The following is an 18,818-nucleotide window of genomic DNA, read 5'->3' on the forward strand; positions in this document are numbered from 1 at the left end:
GCTCAGCGACTGATCGACAGCCCGCCCGCTGCCTGACGAACGGTAAAGCCGCGTGCCCGTAAGGCCCCGGCAAGGTCTTCCAGCGAGCCGGCATAGCTGACCCGCATGACCGACGTGCCGCCGATTGCCAGGCTGCTGGTGGCCGCGCTGCGCACCCCTGCTGCACCGCGCACACCCGCAATCGCCGCATCGACTGCCGCGCCATCAGGACTTGCAAATTGCACCGTATAGCTGGTGGCTGCTGCGGGTGCCTGAGTGGCGGTGGGGGTCGGCGTGGCGGCGGGTTCGCTGGTGGTTGTGGTCGGCGCCGGATTGTCACGCTGCGCCGCCTCGGCCCGCTGACGCGCTTGTTCTGCCCGGCCCTGCGCGATCAGCTGCGCAACGGCAGGCGAGAGATCGGGCGTGCCGATATTGAGCGTGGGATCGGGCCGCAATGTGCCATCCGCCAGAGCGGCTTCGAAAATGCCATTCAAACGTGTGACCGCCCTGGTCATCATGGCGGGAATCTGTTCAGGGTCGGCGGCTTTCATCGTGAAGCTGCCGAGGTAGTTGTTGTCCGGCCCGTAACGCGCGGTGAAGCGCCCCTCTACCGGCCCGCCGGGATAGCTGTATTCAAGGTTGGCAATCGCCACCAGCACGTCAGCCGCGCCAAACTGGTCCAGCACATTGCGCCACCATGTGCGGCTGCGCCGTCCGGTCTGGCCATAGGTCACCAGAATCGAATCGCCACCCGCGCCAGAAGGGCGGACATAATTGATGCGGCTGGTCCCCGGCTGGTACTGCGCCCAGGCGCTCTGCCAGGGATTGCGCTGTTCATAGACCAGCTGGCTTCCGGCCGTGAATGTCACGGGCACCAGCAACATCGGTGCAGACCGGGTCGCCTGGCCCTCGCTGCCCAGATAGCGCGAGGCGCGGGTGCGATCGAACACCACGCCCAGTGTGGCGATATACCGCTTCGGTCCCATCCGCTCACGCTCGATCACGATGGCCGAAACCATCGAGGTCAGCTGCGAATCGGAGAGTTTGGGGCCTTTGATTTTTTCCCACGCCTTGCGCTGCGCCTCGACCCAGCCTTCCTGCCGCGCCTCTTCGCCGGTATCGCCGTGAATATCGACTTCGATGCCACCCACCTGAATATCGTTGGTGGCGGCAACGGCGGCAATTCCGCGCTCTCCGGAAATCTGCGCCCACACCGCGAATCCCGCCGCGCATAGCAGTAGCAGGGCGCCAAAAACGAGCGCGGGACGGGGCCAAGCCGGGAGGGGAAGCGAATGTCGCATGGGGAAACTGCGGGCCTTTTGCCCAAAGCCTTCTGGAAATCCAAGCGCGAATGCGTAAGGCGGGTAGGATGAGCTCGAACACAACCCCCTATACATACGCGCAGGCCGGTGTTTCGATCGAGGCGGGCAACCGTCTGGTCAAGGCAATCGGCCCGCTGGTCAAAGCCACCATGCGGCCCGGAGCCGATGGCGAAATTGGCGGCTTCGGCGGCTTTTTCGATCCCAAGGCGGCGGGCTATAAAGACCCGCTGCTGGTCGCCGGCAATGATGGCGTGGGCACCAAGCTGAAGCTGGCCATTGATTACGACCGGCATGACACGGTGGGCATCGATCTGGTCGCCATGTGCGTCAACGATCTGATCGTTCAGGGCGCAGAACCGCTGTTTTTCCTCGACTATTTCGCAACTGGCAAGCTGGAGAATGGTGTCGCGGAGCGGGTGATCGCGGGCATTGCGGAAGGCTGCAAGCTGGCCGGATGCGCGCTGATCGGCGGCGAAACGGCCGAAATGCCGGGCATGTATGCCGCCGATGATTACGATCTGGCGGGCTTTTGCGTGGGCGCAGTCGAGCGCGGCGAACAGCTGACGGGGGAGCGCGTGGCCCCGGGTCATGTGCTGCTGGGTCTGGCCAGTTCGGGTGTGCATTCGAACGGCTATTCGCTGGTCCGGCGGCTGGCCGAAGACAAATTCTGGAAAATGGACCGTCCGGCGATTTTTGATCCCGAGCGGCTGTTGATCGACACTTTGGCCGAACCAACGCGAATCTATGTGGCCAGTCTGCTGCCGCTGGTCCGCGAAGGGTTGATCGATGCGCTGGCGCATATCACTGGCGGCGGCTTGCTGGAGAATATCCCGCGTGTCCTGCCCCAGGGCGCCCATGCGCAGGTTGACGCCGATGACTGGGACCAGCCGCGCCTGATGGCCTTCCTGCAGGCGCAGGGCCAGATCGAACCGGAAGAAATGGCGCGCACCTTCAATTGCGGCGTCGGCATGGTGCTGGCGGTTACACCGGACAAGGTCGAAACCGTCCGCGGCCGACTCGAGGATGCTGGTGAGACTGTGCTGACGATTGGCCGCATCGCTGAAGGCGACAAGGGCTGCACTGTGCGCGGATCGGCTGGCACATGGTCGGCGCGCGAGGACTGGGAGGCGGTCCACCTTGGCTGACAAGGCGCGCGTTGCGGTTTTCATCTCCGGCAAGGGGACGAATATGGCCGCGCTGCTCTATGCCAGCCGCCTGCCCGATTGCCCGTATGAGATCGTGCTGGTCGCTGCCAATGACCCACAGGCCGAAGGGTTGGCGCTGGCGCAGGCCGAAGGCATCGCGACCTTTGCTCTGGCGCATCGCGGCATGTCTCGCGCCGATCATGATGCAGCGATGGAAAACGCCGCGCAGGAAGCCAATGCGGGCTTTATCGCGCTGGCCGGATATATGCGCATCCTGACACCCGAATTTGTGGCCCGGTGGGAGGGGCTGATGCTCAACATCCATCCTTCGCTGCTGCCCAAATACCCTGGCCTCGACACGTACAACCGCGCGATTACGGCGGGTGACAGCCATGCGGGCACCACAGTGCATCTGGTCACCGAAGACCTCGATGCAGGCGAATCGCTGGGCCAGATCGCAGTGGCCGTCCTGCCGGACGACGACGCCGAAACTCTGGCACCGCGCGTCCGCTTTGCCGAACATCAGCTCTATCCGCGCGTGCTCGCCGATTACGTATCGCGCGCGAATGATCCCGATTATCTGCTTGAGCGCGTGAAAGAGCTAGCGCTGGCGCTGCCGAAAACGCACGAACGCGACAGCCACGGATCACCCGGTTTCCGGGTCGGCGCGGTCAAGTCGGGAAAGTATTTCGCCCATTTCCTCGATCAGCATCACGGCAGCGAACATATTGCTGTGCTGGTGAAAACCGGCGGAATGGACGAACTGGAGAATCTGGTCGAAGCGCAGCCGCAAACCTATTTCAAGCCCGCCTATTACGGCGCCAGCGGGTGGATAGGCGTGATCCTCAACCGCCCCGGACTGGACTGGGACCATGTGGCGGAATGGCTAGGGCGCAGCTGGCGTCAGGTCGCGCCCAAAAGCGCGACCAAGCTGATGGATGCCGTCGACCGGTTCTGACGGCAGCTTCTGCAAGAAAACGGACGGGGCACCAGCGGGCCGGTGCCCCGTGCCGGATCAGCCGACGAGTTCGTCGTCGTTGAAGAAGAACTTGATTTCGTTGGCCGCATTCTCTTCCGAATCCGAACCGTGGACCGAATTGGCTTCGATGCTTTCGGCATAGGTCTTGCGGATCGTGCCTTCATCGGCGTCGGCGGGGTTGGTTGCGCCCATCACGTCGCGATTGGCCTTTACGGCGTTTTCGCCTTCCAGCACCTGGACCACAACCGGGCCGCTGATCATGAAATCGACCAGTTCACCGAAGAAGGGACGCTCGCGGTGAACGTCGTAAAAGCCTTCGGCCTGTTCGCGGCTCATCTGTATACGCTTGGATGCGACGACGCGCAGACCGGCGTCTTCCAGCATCTTGGTGACCGCGCCGGTCAGGTTGCGACGCGTGGCGTCTGGCTTGATGATCGAAAAGGTGCGGGTAGCCGCCATGGAAAATTCCTCGGATTGTCGTTTGGGGGGGGAAATATTGTCTCGCGCGCGCCCCTAGCGCCGCAGGAGCGCGCGGGCAAGACTTGTCAGCTTTGCGGCTCGGCCAGTGATAGCTCACCGCGCGTCATTGCGGTGTCGCGGCGGGCATGGAAACTGAAGCGCAATCCGTCACTGGAACGGCCCGCAATCGTCTCTCCCCCACCAGCAGAGATGACGACTTCGACATTGACGCCCGCCGCCTCTGCCTGCTCGCGGTAGAAGTCTGCCATTGTGCCCGGCTCGGCCTCGCTATCCATCACCAGCACGCTGGACGAACCGCCGTCACGGTCCACGTGAGTGCTGGTGACCACCTGAGCGCCGGGAAAAAGCGTAAAGCCCGCGGGCAGTTTGACCGGCACCTTTTCGCCTGAGCGCATTTTGGTCACTGCGCCGCCCGCTTCAGTCAGAATTGCACTGGTCTCACCCGTAGCAGGGTCGGTGGCATAGCTGCCTGCCGGTGTGGCCGTGGGAGACGCCGCAATTTCGGCCTCAGAGTCTTCAGCCTTGCTGCATCCGGTCAGGACCAGCGCAGTGGTTGCGGACACGACAAGTGAGAAATATCGGACATTACGGAGCATATATAACCGACGGCTGAACCCCGGCTCTGTTCCGCAGCGTCAGCGCCCTTCGCGCCAGCCGCCATCATCGCGCTGTTTGAAAATGCGGTTATCAATGGCCTCACGCGCATCCAGAACCCGCCACAGGTCGCGCGCTGCGTCGGTGGCGGCATTATCGAACAGCAGCATCGCGCGGTCGAGGGTTGCTGCCTCCTCACGCCATTTGCCATCAGCCAGGATCGCCATCCGCGCGCCATTGGGAAAAGCGCATTCCGCCGACAGCAGGATCGGCTGACGCGCCGCATCGGCCGCGCCCGCATCGCCCTCACCCGCGTCACCATGAGCCAGAAAGGCCGCGCCGTCCTGCGCCCACAGCGTCTCGGAGATACGGCGGCGCTGGTCGGCATCCTCGGTGACCACCACCAGCCGCTCGCCCGCCTGCATGACTTTTGCGGCCAGCAGAGCCACGACCCGGTCAACCGGATCGCGGCTCAGCTGGTAGAAATCGACCCGCATGGCGTGGTGCCTCAGCTCTCCGCAGTATCGGCGACGAGCTGGTTGATCAGCCGCACGCCGAACCCGGTTGCACCCTTGCCCCAGGTCGCACCGGGCTTGTCCGCCCATACGGTTCCGGCAATGTCGCAATGCGCCCACGGCGTGCCGTCGGCGATAAAGCGGTGCAGGAATTGCGCAGCAGTAATCGATCCAGCGCCCTTGTTGCCCATATTTTTCATATCGGCGATCGGGCTGTCGATCAGCTTGTCATAGGCCGGGCCGATCGGCATCCGCCAGGTCTTGTCTCCGCTGGTCCGGCCAGCCTTTTCAAGATCTTCGGCTAGCGTGTTGTCGTTCGAGAAAACGCCGCAATGTTCATTGCCCAATGCAATGATGATGGCGCCGGTCAGCGTGGCGAAATCGACGATCCGCGACGGCTGAAATTCCTGCTGCGTCCAATGCAGCGCATCGGCCAGCACCAGCCGCCCTTCGGCATCGGTGTTGAGGATTTCGATGGTCTGCCCGCTCATCGAGGTGACCACATCGGCAGGACGCTGCGCATTGCCGTCAGGCATATTCTCGACCAGTCCGCACACGCCGACCACATTGGCCTTCGCCTTGCGCAGGGCCAGCGTCAGCATGGCACCGGCAACCGCGCCCGCGCCGCCCATGTCGAACTTCATGTCCTCCATGCCCGGCCCCGGTTTCAGACTGATGCCGCCGGTGTCAAAGGTCACGCCCTTGCCAACAAACGCCACCGGAGCATCACCCGCAGCGCCGCCGTTCCAGCGAATCGCCAGCATCTGCGATGCCTTGCGTGAGCCCTGACCCACGCCCAGCAGCGCGCCCATGCCCAGCTTCTCCATCGCCGCTTCGTCCAGCACGATCAGCTCTGCGCCAGTCCCTTCAAAGCGCGCCTGACAGCGTGCGACGAAGCTTTCGGGATAAATGACATTTGGCGGTTCGGTCACCAGTTCGCGGGTAAATTCGACGCCGGTCGCCAGATGCGCGGTTTCTGTCCACGCAGCCTCGGCATCATCGGGTGCGCCCACCACGGTGACCGTTTCCAGCGATATTTTCTGGTCGTCCTTGATCTTGGTGCGATAGACATCGTGACGCCAGTTGCGCAGGCGCAGGCCCAGCAGAACATGCGCGACTTCCGCAGCCGACAGTCCCGATTCGCTGACATCCAGTGCCAGCTCGGTCTCGCCGGATGACTGATATTTGCTCGCCAGCGCCGCGCCGGCCTTTTCCAGATTGGCGTTGCGATCTTCGGCGCTCTTATCGCCCGCACCGGCCAGTGCCAGCCGCAGGACATCGCCATCGCGCTCGACAAAGGTTTCGAAGACCTGACCGGCTTTGCCCTTGAAGCGGGCGGCCTGCGCGCCTTCGGTCACGGATTTTTCGAGCGCAGAAGGCAGCTTGCCCTGATCAATGGTTTGCGCAAGAAGGCGCGCCGATTGCGGACGGGCCTGGCTGAACTGAATTTGCATGGAATCTCCCGAATATATCACTGCGGCGGACGGGTCGCGAAACGCGTCCAGCCTGCGGATGGCGATTGCGATTAGGCGTGGCCGGTGCGATAGGCAAGGCATGGTCCCGCCTGTCGAGCCAGCTTTGCGCGCCGCGCCGCATTCCCGCACCGCGCTCGGATCGCTGGCGGCTGCGCTGGCGCTGGCCTGTGCATCGCCGCTGGCGGCGCAGGACGGCGCGGGTCCCGGCATGGGCACCACCGCCGATCCGCAGGGCGATGAAACGACCCAGCTGCCCGCACCGCCGATTGTTTCCGCAGATCAGGTTACAGAAGACCCCATCGCCAATGACGGTCTCAACGCCGCTGGCGAACGTGAGATCGATTTCGAAGCCGACATCCTCAATTACGATTCGGATGGCGACACTGTCACGGCCGAGGGCAATGTGGTGCTCAGCAATGGGGACCGTTCGGTGCGCGCCGACAAGGTCATCTGGCACCGCCCGTCAGGCACCATCATGGCGCAGGGCCGTGTGCGGTTCGTGGACGAGAACGGCAATCAGCTATTTTCGGACCATGTCGAGCTGACCGACACATTCGAAACGGGCGCGATGGAGAATCTGCTGCTGGCGCTGCGGCAGGGCGGACGTCTGGCCGCCAATGCCGGAATGCGCGAAGCTGACGGCACCATCACGTTGAGCGAGGCGGCTTATAGTGGCTGTGCGGTTGCCGATTCGGATGGCTGCCCGCGCAACCCCAGCTGGCGGATCACGGCGGACCGGGTCAGCTATGATCCGGTGGAAAACCGCATCCGTTTTCGCGGTGCCTATCTGGAACTGTTTGGCGCGCGCATCCTGCCGCTGCCCGGTCTTGCCATCCGCAGCGATGGCGGCGCTGTGGCAGGTTTTCTGGTCCCTGATCTGCGGATATCGGAAAGCAACGGGGTCGAGGTTTCCGGCACCTATTACCTGCGCTTTGGCGATAACAAGGATTTGGCCGTCACCGGCTATGTCTTCAGCGAAGCGCCGCCCATGCTATCGGCGCAGTGGCGGCATCTGACCGACAAGGGCGCGTATCAGATCACCGGCTATGCCACGCACAGCCGCCGCATCACCGATTTTACCGGCGTACCCACCAGCGAAAAAGATCCGCGCGGCTATATATTCGCCAATGGCAAGTTCCAGTTCGACCCGGAATGGAGCCTGACCGGATCGCTGCGTCTGGCCAGCGACCGCACCTTCCTGCGCCGCTATGACATCAGCCGCGATGACCGGCTGCGTTCGATGGTCGAGCTGGAGCGAATTGACGAACAGTCTTATTTCTCGCTCGCCGGTTGGGCGACGCAGACGCTGCGGCTGAACCAGCAGCAGGGCCAGGTGCCGATTGCCCTGCCCGTCCTGGATTACCGGCGGCGGCTTCAGGACCCGGTGCTGGGCGGACAGGTCGAATTGCAGGCCAACACGCTGGCGATCCAGCGCACTGCGGGTCAGGACACCCAGCGCGCCTTTGCCAAGGCGCAGTGGGATTTGCGCCGCGTTACCTCGCTGGGGCAGGTCTTCACCCTGACCGGGCTGGTGCGCGGCGATGTCTATCATTCCGACGAGAATTTCCTGACCACCACGTCGAGCTATCGCGGCACGCCCGGATGGCAGACGCGCGGCGTGGCGCTGGGCGCGCTGGATGTGGAATGGCCGTTTGTCGGAACCCTGTTTGGCGGCGAACAGGTGCTGACCCCGCGCATCCAGCTGTTTGCTTCCCCGCCGATCCGTAATCTGGCGATTCCCAATGAAGATTCGCGCGCGATCGATCTGGAGGATACCAACCTCTTCGCACTCAACCGCTTTCCCGGTTATGACCGTATCGAGGATGGCGCGCGCATCACTTACGGCGTCGACTGGGAATTGCGCATTCCCGATTTCGAAGTGCGCACCACTTTCGGCCAGTCCTACCGGCTCGACAGCGCACGTGAGATCCTGCCCGATGGCACAGGCCTGAGCGAGCGCGTGTCCGACTTCGTGGGCCGCACGCAGGTGCGTTATCGCGATTTCGTCAAGCTCACGCATCGCTACCGGCTCGACAAGGACAATCTGGCGATCCGCCGGAACGAGATCGACTCCACCATCGGCACCAGCCGCACCTATGCCGAGCTTGGCTATCTGCGGCTTAACCGCAATATCGCCGGGCTGGAGGATTTGCAGGACCGCGAGGAAGCACGCGCCGCAGTGCGGGTGGCCTTTGCCAAATACTGGTCGGTCTTCGGGTCGGGCGTGTTCAACCTGACCGACCGCGAAGAAGATCCCAGTTTTCAATCCGATGGCTTCGATCCGATTCGCACGCGGCTGGGTGTCGCCTATCAGGATGACTGTATGGAAATGGGCCTGACCTGGCGGCGCGACTACATCACTTCGGGCGATGCGCAGCGCGGCGATACCTTCCAGCTGTATTTCAGCTTGCGAAATCTGGGCTTTCGCTGATCCGCCCCCGTTGGCAGCAGCGAACAAAAGCGCTATCCGCGCCTCCGCAATAAGCTACGGTTAAGCCGGCAGGCCGCATTGGCGGCATCAATCGGGCGCCATATGAGCGCCGCAACTGAGTATATGCGTGTGACTGCAAAGACCATTTCCAAGCTGCTTACCTTCGCCGCCGCCGCAGGAATGGCCACTGCGCCCATCGCGGTCCAGGCCCAATCGGCGACGGACAATACGTTGGACCTGCCCGCGAATTTCTCGATGCTGGGCGATACCAACCCCAATATCCGCAAGGCGACGGCAGTGGTGAACGGGTCGGTGATTACCGGCACTGATGTCGATCACCGTGTCGCCCTGCTGGTGGCCGCCAATCGTACCGAGCTGCCTGCCGACGAGTTGCAGCGGGTCCGCACCCAGGTGCTGCGCAATCTGATCGACGAAACGCTGCAAATCCAGGCCGCCACTGCTCAGGAGCTGGCGATTACCTCTGAAGAAATCGACCAGACTTACGCGCGTGTTGCCGCGCAGAATTTCGGCCAGCGCGCCGATGCTATGGACGAATATCTCGCGAGCATCGGTTCCTCGCCCGGCTCGCTCAAGCGCCAGATCGCCGGCGAGCTGGCGTGGCAGCGCCTGATGAGCCGCAATGTCGCGCCGTTCGTCAATGTCTCCGCCGAAGAGGTGAACGAGCTGATTACCCGGCTCGAAGCGTCGCGCGGCACCGATGAATACCGGATCGGCGAGATTTTCCTCTCGTCCACACCCGAAAGCGCGGCCACCGTACAGGCCAATGCCGAAAAGATTGTCGAACAATTGCGTCAGGGCGGCAGCTTTGTTGCCTATGCCCGCCAGTTCTCGCAGGCCTCCACTGCCGCAGTGGGCGGCGACCTTGGCTGGATCCAGCTGGGTCAGCTCAAGAACGCCCAGCTGGAAGCAGTGGCGCGTGAAATGCAGCCCGGCCAGCTGGTTGGCCCGGTCAGCATTCCCGGCGGCGTATCGATCCTCTATCTGATCGACAAGCGCCAGATCCTGATGGCTGATCCGCGTGATGCGCTGCTCTCGCTCAAGCAGATCCAGATCACGTTCGAGCCGGGCACCACGCAAGAGGAAAACCGCGGCAAGCTCGACCGCTTTGTCGCCGGTGTTCAGGCAATGCGCGGCTGCGGCGATGCTGAAACCGCTGCTCCGGCTCTGGGCGCGACGGTGGTCACCAATGACCAGATCCGCGTGCGCTCACTGCCTGAACAATTGCAGGACATCGTGCTTAATCTGCAGCTTGGCCAGACCACCCCGCCCTTCGGTTCTGCCGAGGAAGGCGTGCGCGTGCTGATGCTGTGCGGACGTGACGATCCCAAGCTCGAATCCGGCCCTGACTTCGACACGCTGATGGGTCAGCTGGAAGACGAACGCATTAACAAGCGCGCGCAAAGTTATCTGCGTGATCTGCGTAATGACGCTTACATCGAGTATAATTGACAGCGCCGCTTAAACCCCTCGCGGTCTCGCTTGGCGATCCCGCGGGGATCGGTCCCGAGCTGATTGTCGAAGCCTGGGCGCAGCGTGACAGCGCGGGCCTGAAGCCGTTCTTCGTGATCGGCGGCAAGGCGGTGATCGAGGCTGCGGCCAGGACACGCGGCATTGCGCTGAGTGTCACGGCAATCGACGATCCAGATCAGGCGGGCGGCGTCTTTGCGGACGCGCTGCCGGTACTGGGCGCGTTCGACAGTCCCTATACCCCCGGCACGCCCGATGCGGCTGGTGCGCAGCTGGCGCTGGCTTCGCTGGAACGCGGTGCCGAGATTGCGCGGCTGGGATTGGCCAGCGGGCTGGTAACCGCACCCGTGGCGAAAAGCGCGCTGGTGGCTGTCGGCTTCCAGCACCCCGGCCAGACCGAATATCTCGCCGCCGCCTGCGGGCGGCCCGAACATGACGCGGTGATGATGCTCGCCGGGCCAAGCCTGCGGGCAGTGCCGCTGACGGTCCATTGCGCGCTGGGCGACGTGCCGGCGCTGCTCACCGCCGATCTGATCAAGCACAAGGCACGTATCGTTGCCGAGGCACTGCGCCGCGATTTCGGTATTGCCGCACCGCGGCTGGCAGTGGCGGGGCTGAACCCCCATGCCGGCGAAGGCGGACAGTTCGGCAGCGAAGAAGCGGCGATCATCGCGCCCGCCATCGCCGCTTTGCGCAGCGAAGGGCTGGACGTGGTCGGACCGATCCCCGGCGATGCGCTGTTCACCCCGCGTATGCGCGAAACCTATGATGCGGCGTTGGCGATGTATCACGATCAGGCGCTGATCCCGCTCAAGGCGCTCGACTTCGATGCCGGAGTGAATGTCACGCTGGGCCTGCCGATTGTGCGCACCAGTCCCGATCACGGCACGGCTTTCGATATTGCGGGCAAGAATATCGCCGACCCCGGCGCGATGATCGCGGCGCTGCGGATGGCGGGCGAGTGTGCGGCAGGGCGGGCTTCGCATGACTGACCTGCCTCCTTTACGCGAGGTCATCGCCCGTCACGGCCTCACCGCCTCCAAGGCGCTCGGCCAGAACTTCCTGTTGGATGAACAATTGCTCAGCCGCATCGCCGCGCTGCCCGGCAATTTGACCGGCAAAGCAGTGCTGGAAATCGGCCCCGGCCCCGGCGGCCTGACCCGTGCGCTGCTGCGCGCCGGAGCGCGGGTTACCGCCGTGGAGATGGACCGCCGCTGCCTGCCCGCGCTGGCCGAACTGGAAGCCGCCTTCCCCGGCCAGCTGCGCGTGGTCGAAGGCGATGCGATGAAGATCGGTCATGACGATCTGATGGGCGAGCCTTACGCCGTGGTCGCCAATCTGCCTTATAATGTCGGCACCGCATTGTTCGTGCGCTGGCTGGGCGGGGAGCACTGGCCGCCCCGGTGGACCAGCCTGACGCTGATGTTCCAGCAAGAGGTCGCCCAGCGCATCGTCGCGGCTCCGGGCAGCTCGGCCTATGGCCGCCTCGCCGTGCTGGCCGGATGGCGCAGCGCCGCCGCGCTGGCGATGAAAGTCCACCGCAGCGCCTTCACCCCGCCGCCCAAAGTGATGAGCGCCATCGTCCACGTCACGCCCGCCGCCATGCCCGATGGCGTCAGCGCCAGAACGCTGGAGCGCGTCACCGAAGCCGCCTTCGGCCAACGCCGCAAAATGCTGCGCCAGAGCTTGAAAGGCTTGCCCGGCGCAGTCGAGGCGCTGGAGACATTGGGAATCGAACCAACCCGGCGCGCCGAAACGCTGAGTGTGGCGGAGTTTGTGGCAGTGGCGCGGGTGTTAGCTGATTAAATGACACCCAGCAGTAACTAGAAATCAGTTTGTCCATTTCACTGATTTGCCATATTAAATTAATTAGAAACCATTGCAAGGAAGGTTCATCGCCGTGATAGGAATCATCTTAGGTGTTCTGGCAATGCTCGCAACGGGGCCAGTGAAATCCGAAGCAAAAGGAAGTCCGTCGAGATGGGTCCTCGCTAGTGACTTATCCGCCATCGACAGCACGAGTGCCAGTACTATTTTCGAAATTGTAATAGATGACAAAGGTCGTCCAATTCGCTGCGCTATCGTGGTTGAAAGTGGCTCAGATGATCTGGATCGTGCCGTATGTAATGCAATTTTAAAACGAGCACGTTTCAAACCGGCAAAAGACATAGAAGGAACACCTGTTTACTCGATTCGAAGAGACAAGGTGATATGGAAACCTCAAGCCTATGGGAGCAATAGCCATATTGATAATGCGGACGTGATGCTTTCGTCGTCAGAGATCGAAGTAGAAAGCCCGATCTTTGCTGAAATCATCGTTACGCTCAATCCTGTAGCCAACCAGACGGCATGCCACGTCACGGACACAAGCGGCGATCAAAAATTGGACGAATTGGCATGCTCGATCATTAAACAGCCAGAGTTCTCAGCTCCTTTAACTGATAATTCCGGTAATTACGTCAGGGGTCTCAGATCATGGTTGATTGCATTCACTCATGGTCCCACCACTGAATTGCAGATTACATTGGGTACTGAAACGGATGTCCGCGTAGTCAAGCGAAGAGCGCTTCGTTAAATAGCCTCCTTCGCCCGCGCTCGCCATTTATGCAGCAGCGGTTCGGTATAGCCGCTGGGCTGCTCCGCACCCTTGAAGATCAGATCCTTCGCGGCTGAAAACGCCGGGCCATCCTCGTTCTCCATCAGCGGCAGATAGAACGGGTCGCCTGCGTTCTGCTGGTCCACCTTGGCGGCCATGCGGCGCAGCGCGTCCATCACCTGATCCTCGCTCACCACGCCGTGGAGCAGCCAGTTGGCGATATGCTGCGATGAAATGCGCAGTGTCGCGCGGTCTTCCATCAGGCCGACGTCGTTCAGATCGGGCACTTTGGAACAGCCCACCCCGGCATCGATCCAGCGTACGACATAACCCAGCAGGCCCTGGCAATTGTTGTCCAGCTCGGCGCGGATTTCCTCGTCGGACCAGTTGGTGCCCGTGGCCAGCGGGATGGTCAGCAGATCCTCCAGCCCCGGCACATCGCCCAGTCCCTGCTGGATTTCGAACACATCCTCGCGGTGATAGTGGATCGCGTGCAGCGTGGCGGCGGTGGGGCTGGGCACCCAGGCGGTGTTGGCCCCGGCGCGCAGATGGCCGATCTTTTCCGCCATCATCTGGCCCATCAGATCGGGCGCGGCCCACATCCCCTTGCCGATCTGTGCGCGGCCTGACAGCCCGTGGCGCAGGCCGATGCCGACATTGCGTGCCTCGTAAGCCTTGAGCCACGGCGCATCCTTCATCGCGCCCTTGCGCTGCATCGGCCCCGCCTGCATCGACGTGTGAATCTCGTCCCCCGTACGGTCGAGAAAACCTGTGTTGATGAACACTATCCGGTCCTTCACCGCATGGATGCAGGCCCCCAGATTGGCCGAAGTCCGGCGTTCTTCATCCATCACGCCCACTTTGATCGTGTGGCGCGGCAGTCTCAGCAAATCCTCCACCGCATCGAACAGATCATTGGTGAAAGCGCATTCTGCCGGTCCGTGCATCTTGGGTTTCACGATATAGATCGAACCCGTGCGGCTGTTGCCGAAGCGCCCCTTGCCCGCCACATCCAGCGCGCCGATTGCGCTGGTGATGACGGTGTCCATAATGCCTTCGGGAATCTCGCTGCCATCGGCCAGCAGGATCGCCGGATTCGTCATCAGATGGCCGACATTGCGCACGAACAGCAGGCTGCGGCCGGGCAGCGTATGTTCACTGCCGTCAGGCGAGGTGTAGCGCTTGTCCTCGGCCAGCGTGCGCAGCTGTGTCTTGCCGCCCTTGTCAAAGCTCTCCTGCAAATCGCCGCGGATCACGCCCAGCCAGTTGCGGTAAGCGAGCAGCTTGTCCTCGGCATCGACCGCCGCGACCGAATCTTCGCAATCGCAGATTGTCGTCAGCGCCGATTCCACCACGATATCGCTGATCCCGGCCTGATCGCCCTTGCCCACCGGATGCGCGCGGTCGAACTGGACTTCGATATGCAGGCCATTGTTGCGGAACAGCAGGCCCTTGGCAGTCTTGCCGACATACTGGCGTTCATCGGCCAGCTTGCCGTCAGGTTCGTCGGCCATAGTGGCCCAGCTTTGACCCACCAGCGGCAACGCCTCGTCAAGGAACCGCCGCCCCGCCGCGATCACCGCTGCGCCGCGTTGCTGGTCGTAACCCCCCGGCCGGGCGGGCGGCGCGTCCAGCACATCGGTGCCGTAGAAAGCATCATACAGGCTGCCCCAGCGCGCATTGGCGGCGTTGAGCAGGAAGCGCGCGTTGAGCACCGGCACCACCAGCTGCGGCCCCGCCATCGCCGCGATCTCCGCATCGACATTCTGCGTGCCAATCGTGAAGGCGCCCGGTTCGGGGACCAGATAGCCGATCTCCTCGAGAAAGCTGCGGTAGGCGGCGGGATCAACTGAAGTCCCGCGCTGTGCCCGGTGCCAGTCGTCGAGCTGCTGCTGCAAGGCCTCCCGATGGGCCAGCAGAGCGCGGTTGCGCGGTGCGAATTCGGCCAGCAGCGCAGCGAAGCCATGCCAGAACGCCCCTGCATCATGGCCCAGCGGTGCCAGCACCTCACCCTCGATAAACGCCGCCAGGGCGGGATCGACACGCAGGTCGGCATGGGTGACAAAATTGCTCATGAAACTCCTCGCATTTTCGCAAATCGTGAAACGTCTGAATTTCCGGGGAGGAGCGAGGGGTTCTATGGCCAAGCATCCACGGCTTTGCAACCGCCAGAACGGGCGCGGGGGTGGACTCGGCAGACGCGGCGGTTAGAGACATTTCCGATGAAACCGGAACATTCTCCCGAGGCGCTGCTTGCGGCGATTGATGCCGATACCATGCTGCGCGAGGTGCAGGATTGGGCGGCGATAAATACCGGCACTGCCAATGTTAGCGGGCTGGCGACGATGGCGGGCGTGCTCGCCAATGCCTTTTCCGCGCTGCCCGGCGATGTCGAACTGGTCGATCCCGCCCCCGTTACGGCGGTGGCCGCCGATGGCACGGAATTCGCAAAGCCGCATGGCCAGCACATGGTTCTGCGCGTCCGGCCCGAAGCGGAGCGGCGGCTGGTGCTGACCGGCCATATGGATACGGTGTTTCCCATTGATCACCCGTTTCAGGACCTGCGCTGGCTGGACGATGAGACGCTAAACGGTCCCGGCACGGCCGATATGAAGGGCGGCCTCAACGTCATCCTCCACACGCTGACCGCCTTTGAGCAAACCCCCGATGCCGCGCGGCTTGGCTATGACGTGATGATCAATTCGGACGAAGAAACCGGCAGCCTGGCCAGCCGCGACTTGATCGAGCAACTGGCGCGCGGGAAATATGCGGCGCTGACTTATGAACCTTCTGCATTGCCCGATGGCACACTGGCGCATTCGCGCGGCGGTACGGGAAATTATTCGATCACAATCACCGGCAAATCGGCACATGCCGGTCGCAACCCGCATGAAGGTCGCAACGCCATTGTCGCGGCGGCCGATCTGGTATTGCGGATCAAGGCGCTGGAGGCGGAGGACATTACCGTCAACCCGGCCAAGATCGAGGGCGGTTCAGCAAACAATGTGGTGCCCGATCTGGCAGTGCTGCGGTTCAACATTCGCCCCAAATCAACCGATGCGATGGGGCGGTTCGATAGTGAACTGAACGCTTTGCTGCGCACAATAGAGGTGCAGCATGAAGTGGGCGTTCACCGTCACGGCGGCGTTACCCGCCCGCCCAAGCCGGTCGATTCGCAGGCGCAGAAGTTGTTCGATCTGGTGCGCGACTGCGGTGCCCAGCTGGGCCAGACCATCGGCTGGAAATCCACCGGCGGCGTGTGTGACGGCAACAATATCGCAGCCTGCGGCGTGCCCGTGGTTGACACTATGGGGGTCCGCGGCGGCGCGATCCATTCGCCCGACGAGTTTATGATAGTCCCATCACTCAGGGAACGCGCGGCGCTGTCCGCGCTGGTCCTCACCCGTCTTGCATCCGGAGAACATCTGTGAGCTTTCGCTTGCGCGCCGCGCGCCCCGACGATCTCGAGCATCTGTATGAAATGGCCAAGCTGACCGGCGGCGGGTTCACCAATCTGCCCGCCGATCGCAAGGCGCTGGCTGCCAAGCTGGAACGCGCACGGGCCGCATTTGCGCGCCGTGACGGCGAACTGGGCGATGACCAGTTTGTGCTGGTTTTGGAAAATACTGAGACCGGCCAGGTGCGCGGCACCTGCCAGATGTTCAGCCAGGTCGGCCAGCAACTGCCATTCTATTCCTATCGCCTCAACACGCTGACGCAGCATTCCCAAGAGCTGGACCGTACAGTGCGCGCCGAATTGCTCAGCCTGACCACCGATCTGGAAGGGTCGGCAGAGGTTGGTGGGCTGTTCCTGCACCCCGGTGAACGTGCCGGCGGGCTGGGCCTGCTGCTCGCCCGCAGCCGTTACCTGTTTATCGCCATGCACCGCAGCCGCTTTGCCGACCGCCTGCTGGCCGAATTGCGCGGCGTGATCGACGACCGTGGCGGGTCCCCCTTCTGGGACGGTGTGGCGGGCCGGTTCTTTGGCATGAGCTTTCAGGAAGCCGACTATTTCAACGCGATCAATGGCAACCAGTTTATTGCCGATCTGATGCCCAAGCATCCCGTTTACGTCGCAATGCTGCAAGAAGAAGCGCGGCAGGTTATTGGCGTGCCGCACCCCAGTGGCCGCGCCGCAATGCGGATGCTGGAGAACGAAGGATTGGCGTTCGAGGGTTATGTCGACATTTTCGATGGCGGTCCCTCGATGACGGCACGCACCGATAATGTGAAAAGCGTGCGCGACGCCACGCCCGCCCGCGTCGGCCCGACCGATCTGGACCTTGGCGAACGCGCCCTGATTGCGACGGGCGAGCTGGACAGTTTCCGCTGCGCCTATGGTATGCGCGAGGTGTTGGAGGACGGCACGCTGGCCATCGACACGGTCTGCGCCGCAGCACTCGAAGTGGACACTGGTGACGAAGTGTGGAGCGTGGCGAGATGACGCTGACCGAGATCAATTTTGACGGCATTGTCGGCCCCAGCCACAATTACGCCGGGCTGAGCCTGGGCAATATCGCCAGCGCCAACCACGGGGGTGACCCATCCTACCCGCGCGCCGCCGCGCTGCAGGGCATCGCCAAGATGCGCGGCAATATGGAACGCGGGCTGGCGCAGGGTTTCCTGCTGCCGCTGCCCCGCCCCAACTTCGCGCTGCTGAACGAACTGGCGATTGACGACACCGCTCCGGCGCAACTGCGCGCGGCAGCTTGGTCGGCCAGTTCGATGTGGACCGCCAATGCCGCCACGGTCAGCCCGGCGCCCGATACCGCGGATGGCCGCTGCCATTTCACTCCTGCCAATCTGGTGACGATGGTCCACCGCGCGCAGGAATGGCGCGATACCAAGGCGCAATTGGCCATCGCCTTTGCCGATCCAGATCATTTTAAAGTGCATGATGCCGTCACGCCAAGCTTTGGCGACGAAGGCGCGGCCAACCATATGCGGCTGTGCGAAGGGCATGGCAGCGCAGGCGTCGAAGTGTTCGTCTATGGCCGCCCCGGTGGCCGGTTCCCAGCGCGTCAGCACGAACAGGCCAGCCGTGCGGTTGCACGATTGCACCGCCTCGACGCCGACCGCTGCGTGTTTGTCGAACAGAACCCCGAAGCCATTGCGGCGGGCGCGTTCCACAATGATGTGGTCGCCGTGGCGAACGAGCGGGTGCTGTTCACTCACGCCCGCGCCTTCGTTGATCAAGCCGGGGCTTACGACGCCATGCGCCGCGCCTTCCCCGCGCTCGAAGTGGTCGAAGTGCCCGAGGACGCGATCAGTCTGGCTGAGGCGATCCGCAGCTATCTGTTCAACGCCCAATTGCTCACCCTGCCGTCTGGCGAGATGGCGCTGGTGGTGCCGAGCGAGTGTCAGGAAAGCGCCGCTGTATGGAACTGGTGCCAGTCCATGCTCGCCTCCAATGGCCCGATCCGCCATGTCGTTCCGGTCGATGTCCGCCAGTCGATGGCCAATGGCGGCGGCCCCGCCTGTCTGCGGCTGCGCGTGGTTGCGGACCCGGCGACAGTCGATGCACGCTTTTTGCTGGACGAGGCCAAGGCCGACCGGATCGAAGCGGTCATCGGCACCATGTGGCCCGAACAGATCGACCCCGCCGATATCGGCACGGACACACTCGCCAAGATCGTGATCGAGGCGCGCGAAGCATTGCTCGCTGTCCTATCGCTGGACAGTCTGGCCTGAACACCGCATCGCATGGTTAACGCGCTGGACACCCTTTGTCCGGGGCGCTTACACTCGGTACCGTATTAACCATTGGAAACCGCGCGAAGCCGTCACTGGCACAGGTTTTGCACTCCGAAAGGT

At 62.9% G+C, this 18,818-nt stretch carries 16 protein-coding genes; 10 read left to right on the forward strand and 6 right to left on the reverse strand.

The genetic code is table 11. The features are described from left to right. Nucleotides 1-2 precede the first annotated feature (2 nt). Entirely contained in the window at nucleotides 3-1,193 is a 1,191-nt protein-coding gene (locus tag FEV51_RS04130; RefSeq protein ID WP_246034424.1) for a heavy-metal-associated domain-containing protein, read from the reverse strand. 155 nt (nucleotides 1,194-1,348) lie between these two features. On the opposite strand from FEV51_RS04130, the gene purM reads away from it, so the two are divergent. Both purM and purN read left to right on the forward strand, forming a co-directional pair. Beyond that, the gene (gene purM, locus FEV51_RS04135) at nucleotides 1,349-2,446 is read left to right on the forward strand and encodes a phosphoribosylformylglycinamidine cyclo-ligase (protein WP_138616121.1); all 1,098 of its coding nucleotides are present in this window, start codon (nucleotides 1,349-1,351) and stop codon (nucleotides 2,444-2,446) included. After that, the gene (purN, locus tag FEV51_RS04140) at nucleotides 2,439-3,404 is read left to right on the forward strand and encodes a phosphoribosylglycinamide formyltransferase (RefSeq protein ID WP_138616122.1); all 966 of its coding nucleotides are present in this window, start codon (nucleotides 2,439-2,441) and stop codon (nucleotides 3,402-3,404) included. The genes purM and purN overlap by 8 nt, the downstream gene beginning before the upstream one ends. Nucleotides 3,405-3,461: 57 nt before the next feature. Here the strand turns inward: purN and ndk are convergent, their stop codons facing one another. From ndk to FEV51_RS04160, 4 genes are all read right to left on the reverse strand, one after another. After that, nucleotides 3,462-3,884 carry a nucleoside-diphosphate kinase gene (gene ndk / locus FEV51_RS04145; RefSeq protein WP_138616124.1) on the reverse strand — a complete coding sequence of 141 codons (423 nt, stop codon included), beginning with the start codon at nucleotides 3,882-3,884 and terminating at the stop codon, nucleotides 3,462-3,464. A gap of 86 nt (nucleotides 3,885-3,970) precedes the next feature. Beyond that, nucleotides 3,971-4,501 carry a hypothetical protein gene (locus FEV51_RS04150; RefSeq protein WP_138616126.1) on the reverse strand — a complete coding sequence of 177 codons (531 nt, stop codon included), beginning with the start codon at nucleotides 4,499-4,501 and terminating at the stop codon, nucleotides 3,971-3,973. Between the two features lie 39 nt (nucleotides 4,502-4,540). Further along, nucleotides 4,541-4,996, reverse strand: a complete 456-nt coding sequence (locus FEV51_RS04155; protein ID WP_138616128.1) for a DNA polymerase III subunit chi — start codon at nucleotides 4,994-4,996, stop codon at nucleotides 4,541-4,543. Nucleotides 4,997-5,007: 11 nt separating this feature from the next. Further along, nucleotides 5,008-6,468: a leucyl aminopeptidase gene (locus FEV51_RS04160; RefSeq protein ID WP_138616130.1), complete on the reverse strand. Its 1,461-nt coding sequence runs from the start codon at nucleotides 6,466-6,468 to the stop codon at nucleotides 5,008-5,010. A 100-nt stretch (nucleotides 6,469-6,568) separates the two neighbouring features. Between FEV51_RS04160 and FEV51_RS04165 the strand changes: the two genes are divergently transcribed. The 5 genes from FEV51_RS04165 (at nucleotide 6,569) to FEV51_RS04185 (ending at nucleotide 12,983) form a co-directional block, all read left to right on the forward strand. Further along, nucleotides 6,569-8,920: an LPS-assembly protein LptD gene (locus tag FEV51_RS04165; protein ID WP_246034425.1), complete on the forward strand. Its 2,352-nt coding sequence runs from the start codon at nucleotides 6,569-6,571 to the stop codon at nucleotides 8,918-8,920. 102 nt (nucleotides 8,921-9,022) lie between these two features. Further along, on the forward strand, nucleotides 9,023-10,390 hold the full coding sequence (locus FEV51_RS04170) for a peptidylprolyl isomerase (protein WP_246034426.1): 1,368 nt from the start codon (nucleotides 9,023-9,025) through the stop codon (nucleotides 10,388-10,390). Then, complete coding sequence (pdxA, locus tag FEV51_RS04175; protein WP_138616132.1) at nucleotides 10,387-11,400, forward strand: 4-hydroxythreonine-4-phosphate dehydrogenase PdxA; 1,014 nt, start codon at nucleotides 10,387-10,389, stop codon at nucleotides 11,398-11,400. Before FEV51_RS04170 ends, pdxA begins: the two co-directional genes overlap by 4 nt. After that, the gene (rsmA, locus tag FEV51_RS04180) at nucleotides 11,393-12,214 is read left to right on the forward strand and encodes a 16S rRNA (adenine(1518)-N(6)/adenine(1519)-N(6))-dimethyltransferase RsmA (RefSeq protein ID WP_138616134.1); all 822 of its coding nucleotides are present in this window, start codon (nucleotides 11,393-11,395) and stop codon (nucleotides 12,212-12,214) included. Before pdxA ends, rsmA begins: the two co-directional genes overlap by 8 nt. A 94-nt stretch (nucleotides 12,215-12,308) precedes the next feature. Beyond that, a complete protein-coding gene (locus tag FEV51_RS04185; protein ID WP_138616136.1) occupies nucleotides 12,309-12,983 on the forward strand; it encodes an energy transducer TonB in 675 nt (224 codons plus the stop codon). Here FEV51_RS04185 and FEV51_RS04190 read toward each other — a convergent pair. Next, a complete protein-coding gene (locus FEV51_RS04190; RefSeq protein ID WP_138616138.1) occupies nucleotides 12,980-15,079 on the reverse strand; it encodes a malate synthase G in 2,100 nt (699 codons plus the stop codon). The two genes, FEV51_RS04185 and FEV51_RS04190, sit on opposite strands and share 4 nt — an antisense overlap. A 147-nt stretch (nucleotides 15,080-15,226) precedes the next feature. Between FEV51_RS04190 and FEV51_RS04195 the strand changes: the two genes are divergently transcribed. From FEV51_RS04195 to FEV51_RS04205, 3 genes are read left to right on the forward strand one after another with little or no spacing between them, the layout of a single operon-like run. After that, nucleotides 15,227-16,435: a hydrolase gene (locus FEV51_RS04195; protein WP_138616140.1), complete on the forward strand. Its 1,209-nt coding sequence runs from the start codon at nucleotides 15,227-15,229 to the stop codon at nucleotides 16,433-16,435. After that, nucleotides 16,432-17,448, forward strand: a complete 1,017-nt coding sequence (locus tag FEV51_RS04200) for an arginine N-succinyltransferase (RefSeq protein WP_138616142.1) — start codon at nucleotides 16,432-16,434, stop codon at nucleotides 17,446-17,448. The genes FEV51_RS04195 and FEV51_RS04200 overlap by 4 nt, the downstream gene beginning before the upstream one ends. Next, nucleotides 17,445-18,695: an N-succinylarginine dihydrolase gene (locus FEV51_RS04205; protein WP_138616144.1), complete on the forward strand. Its 1,251-nt coding sequence runs from the start codon at nucleotides 17,445-17,447 to the stop codon at nucleotides 18,693-18,695. Before FEV51_RS04200 ends, FEV51_RS04205 begins: the two co-directional genes overlap by 4 nt. Nucleotides 18,696-18,818 lie beyond the last annotated feature (123 nt).

It is taken from the genome of Qipengyuania marisflavi, assembly GCF_005884405.1.
Classification (GTDB): domain Bacteria; phylum Pseudomonadota; class Alphaproteobacteria; order Sphingomonadales; family Sphingomonadaceae; genus Qipengyuania; species Qipengyuania marisflavi.

Bases quoted from the DNA above. Each gene is read 5' to 3' on its own strand.
- FEV51_RS04170 (WP_246034426.1), top strand. From the start codon at position 9,023: ATGAGCGCCGCAACTGAGTATATGCGTGTGACTGCAAAGACCATTTCC.
- FEV51_RS04195 (WP_138616140.1), top strand. From the start codon at position 15,227: ATGAAACCGGAACATTCTCCCGAGGCGCTGCTTGCGGCGATTGATGCC.
- FEV51_RS04155 (WP_138616128.1), bottom strand. From the start codon at position 4,996: ATGCGGGTCGATTTCTACCAGCTGAGCCGCGATCCGGTTGACCGGGTC.
- FEV51_RS04150 (WP_138616126.1), bottom strand. From the start codon at position 4,501: ATGCTCCGTAATGTCCGATATTTCTCACTTGTCGTGTCCGCAACCACT.
- rsmA (WP_138616134.1), top strand. From the start codon at position 11,393: ATGACTGACCTGCCTCCTTTACGCGAGGTCATCGCCCGTCACGGCCTC.
- FEV51_RS04190 (WP_138616138.1), bottom strand. From the start codon at position 15,079: ATGAGCAATTTTGTCACCCATGCCGACCTGCGTGTCGATCCCGCCCTG.
- purM (WP_138616121.1), top strand. From the start codon at position 1,349: ATGAGCTCGAACACAACCCCCTATACATACGCGCAGGCCGGTGTTTCG.
- FEV51_RS04160 (WP_138616130.1), bottom strand. From the start codon at position 6,468: ATGCAAATTCAGTTCAGCCAGGCCCGTCCGCAATCGGCGCGCCTTCTT.
- FEV51_RS04165 (WP_246034425.1), top strand. From the start codon at position 6,569: ATGGTCCCGCCTGTCGAGCCAGCTTTGCGCGCCGCGCCGCATTCCCGC.
- ndk (WP_138616124.1), bottom strand. From the start codon at position 3,884: ATGGCGGCTACCCGCACCTTTTCGATCATCAAGCCAGACGCCACGCGT.
- FEV51_RS04205 (WP_138616144.1), top strand. From the start codon at position 17,445: ATGACGCTGACCGAGATCAATTTTGACGGCATTGTCGGCCCCAGCCAC.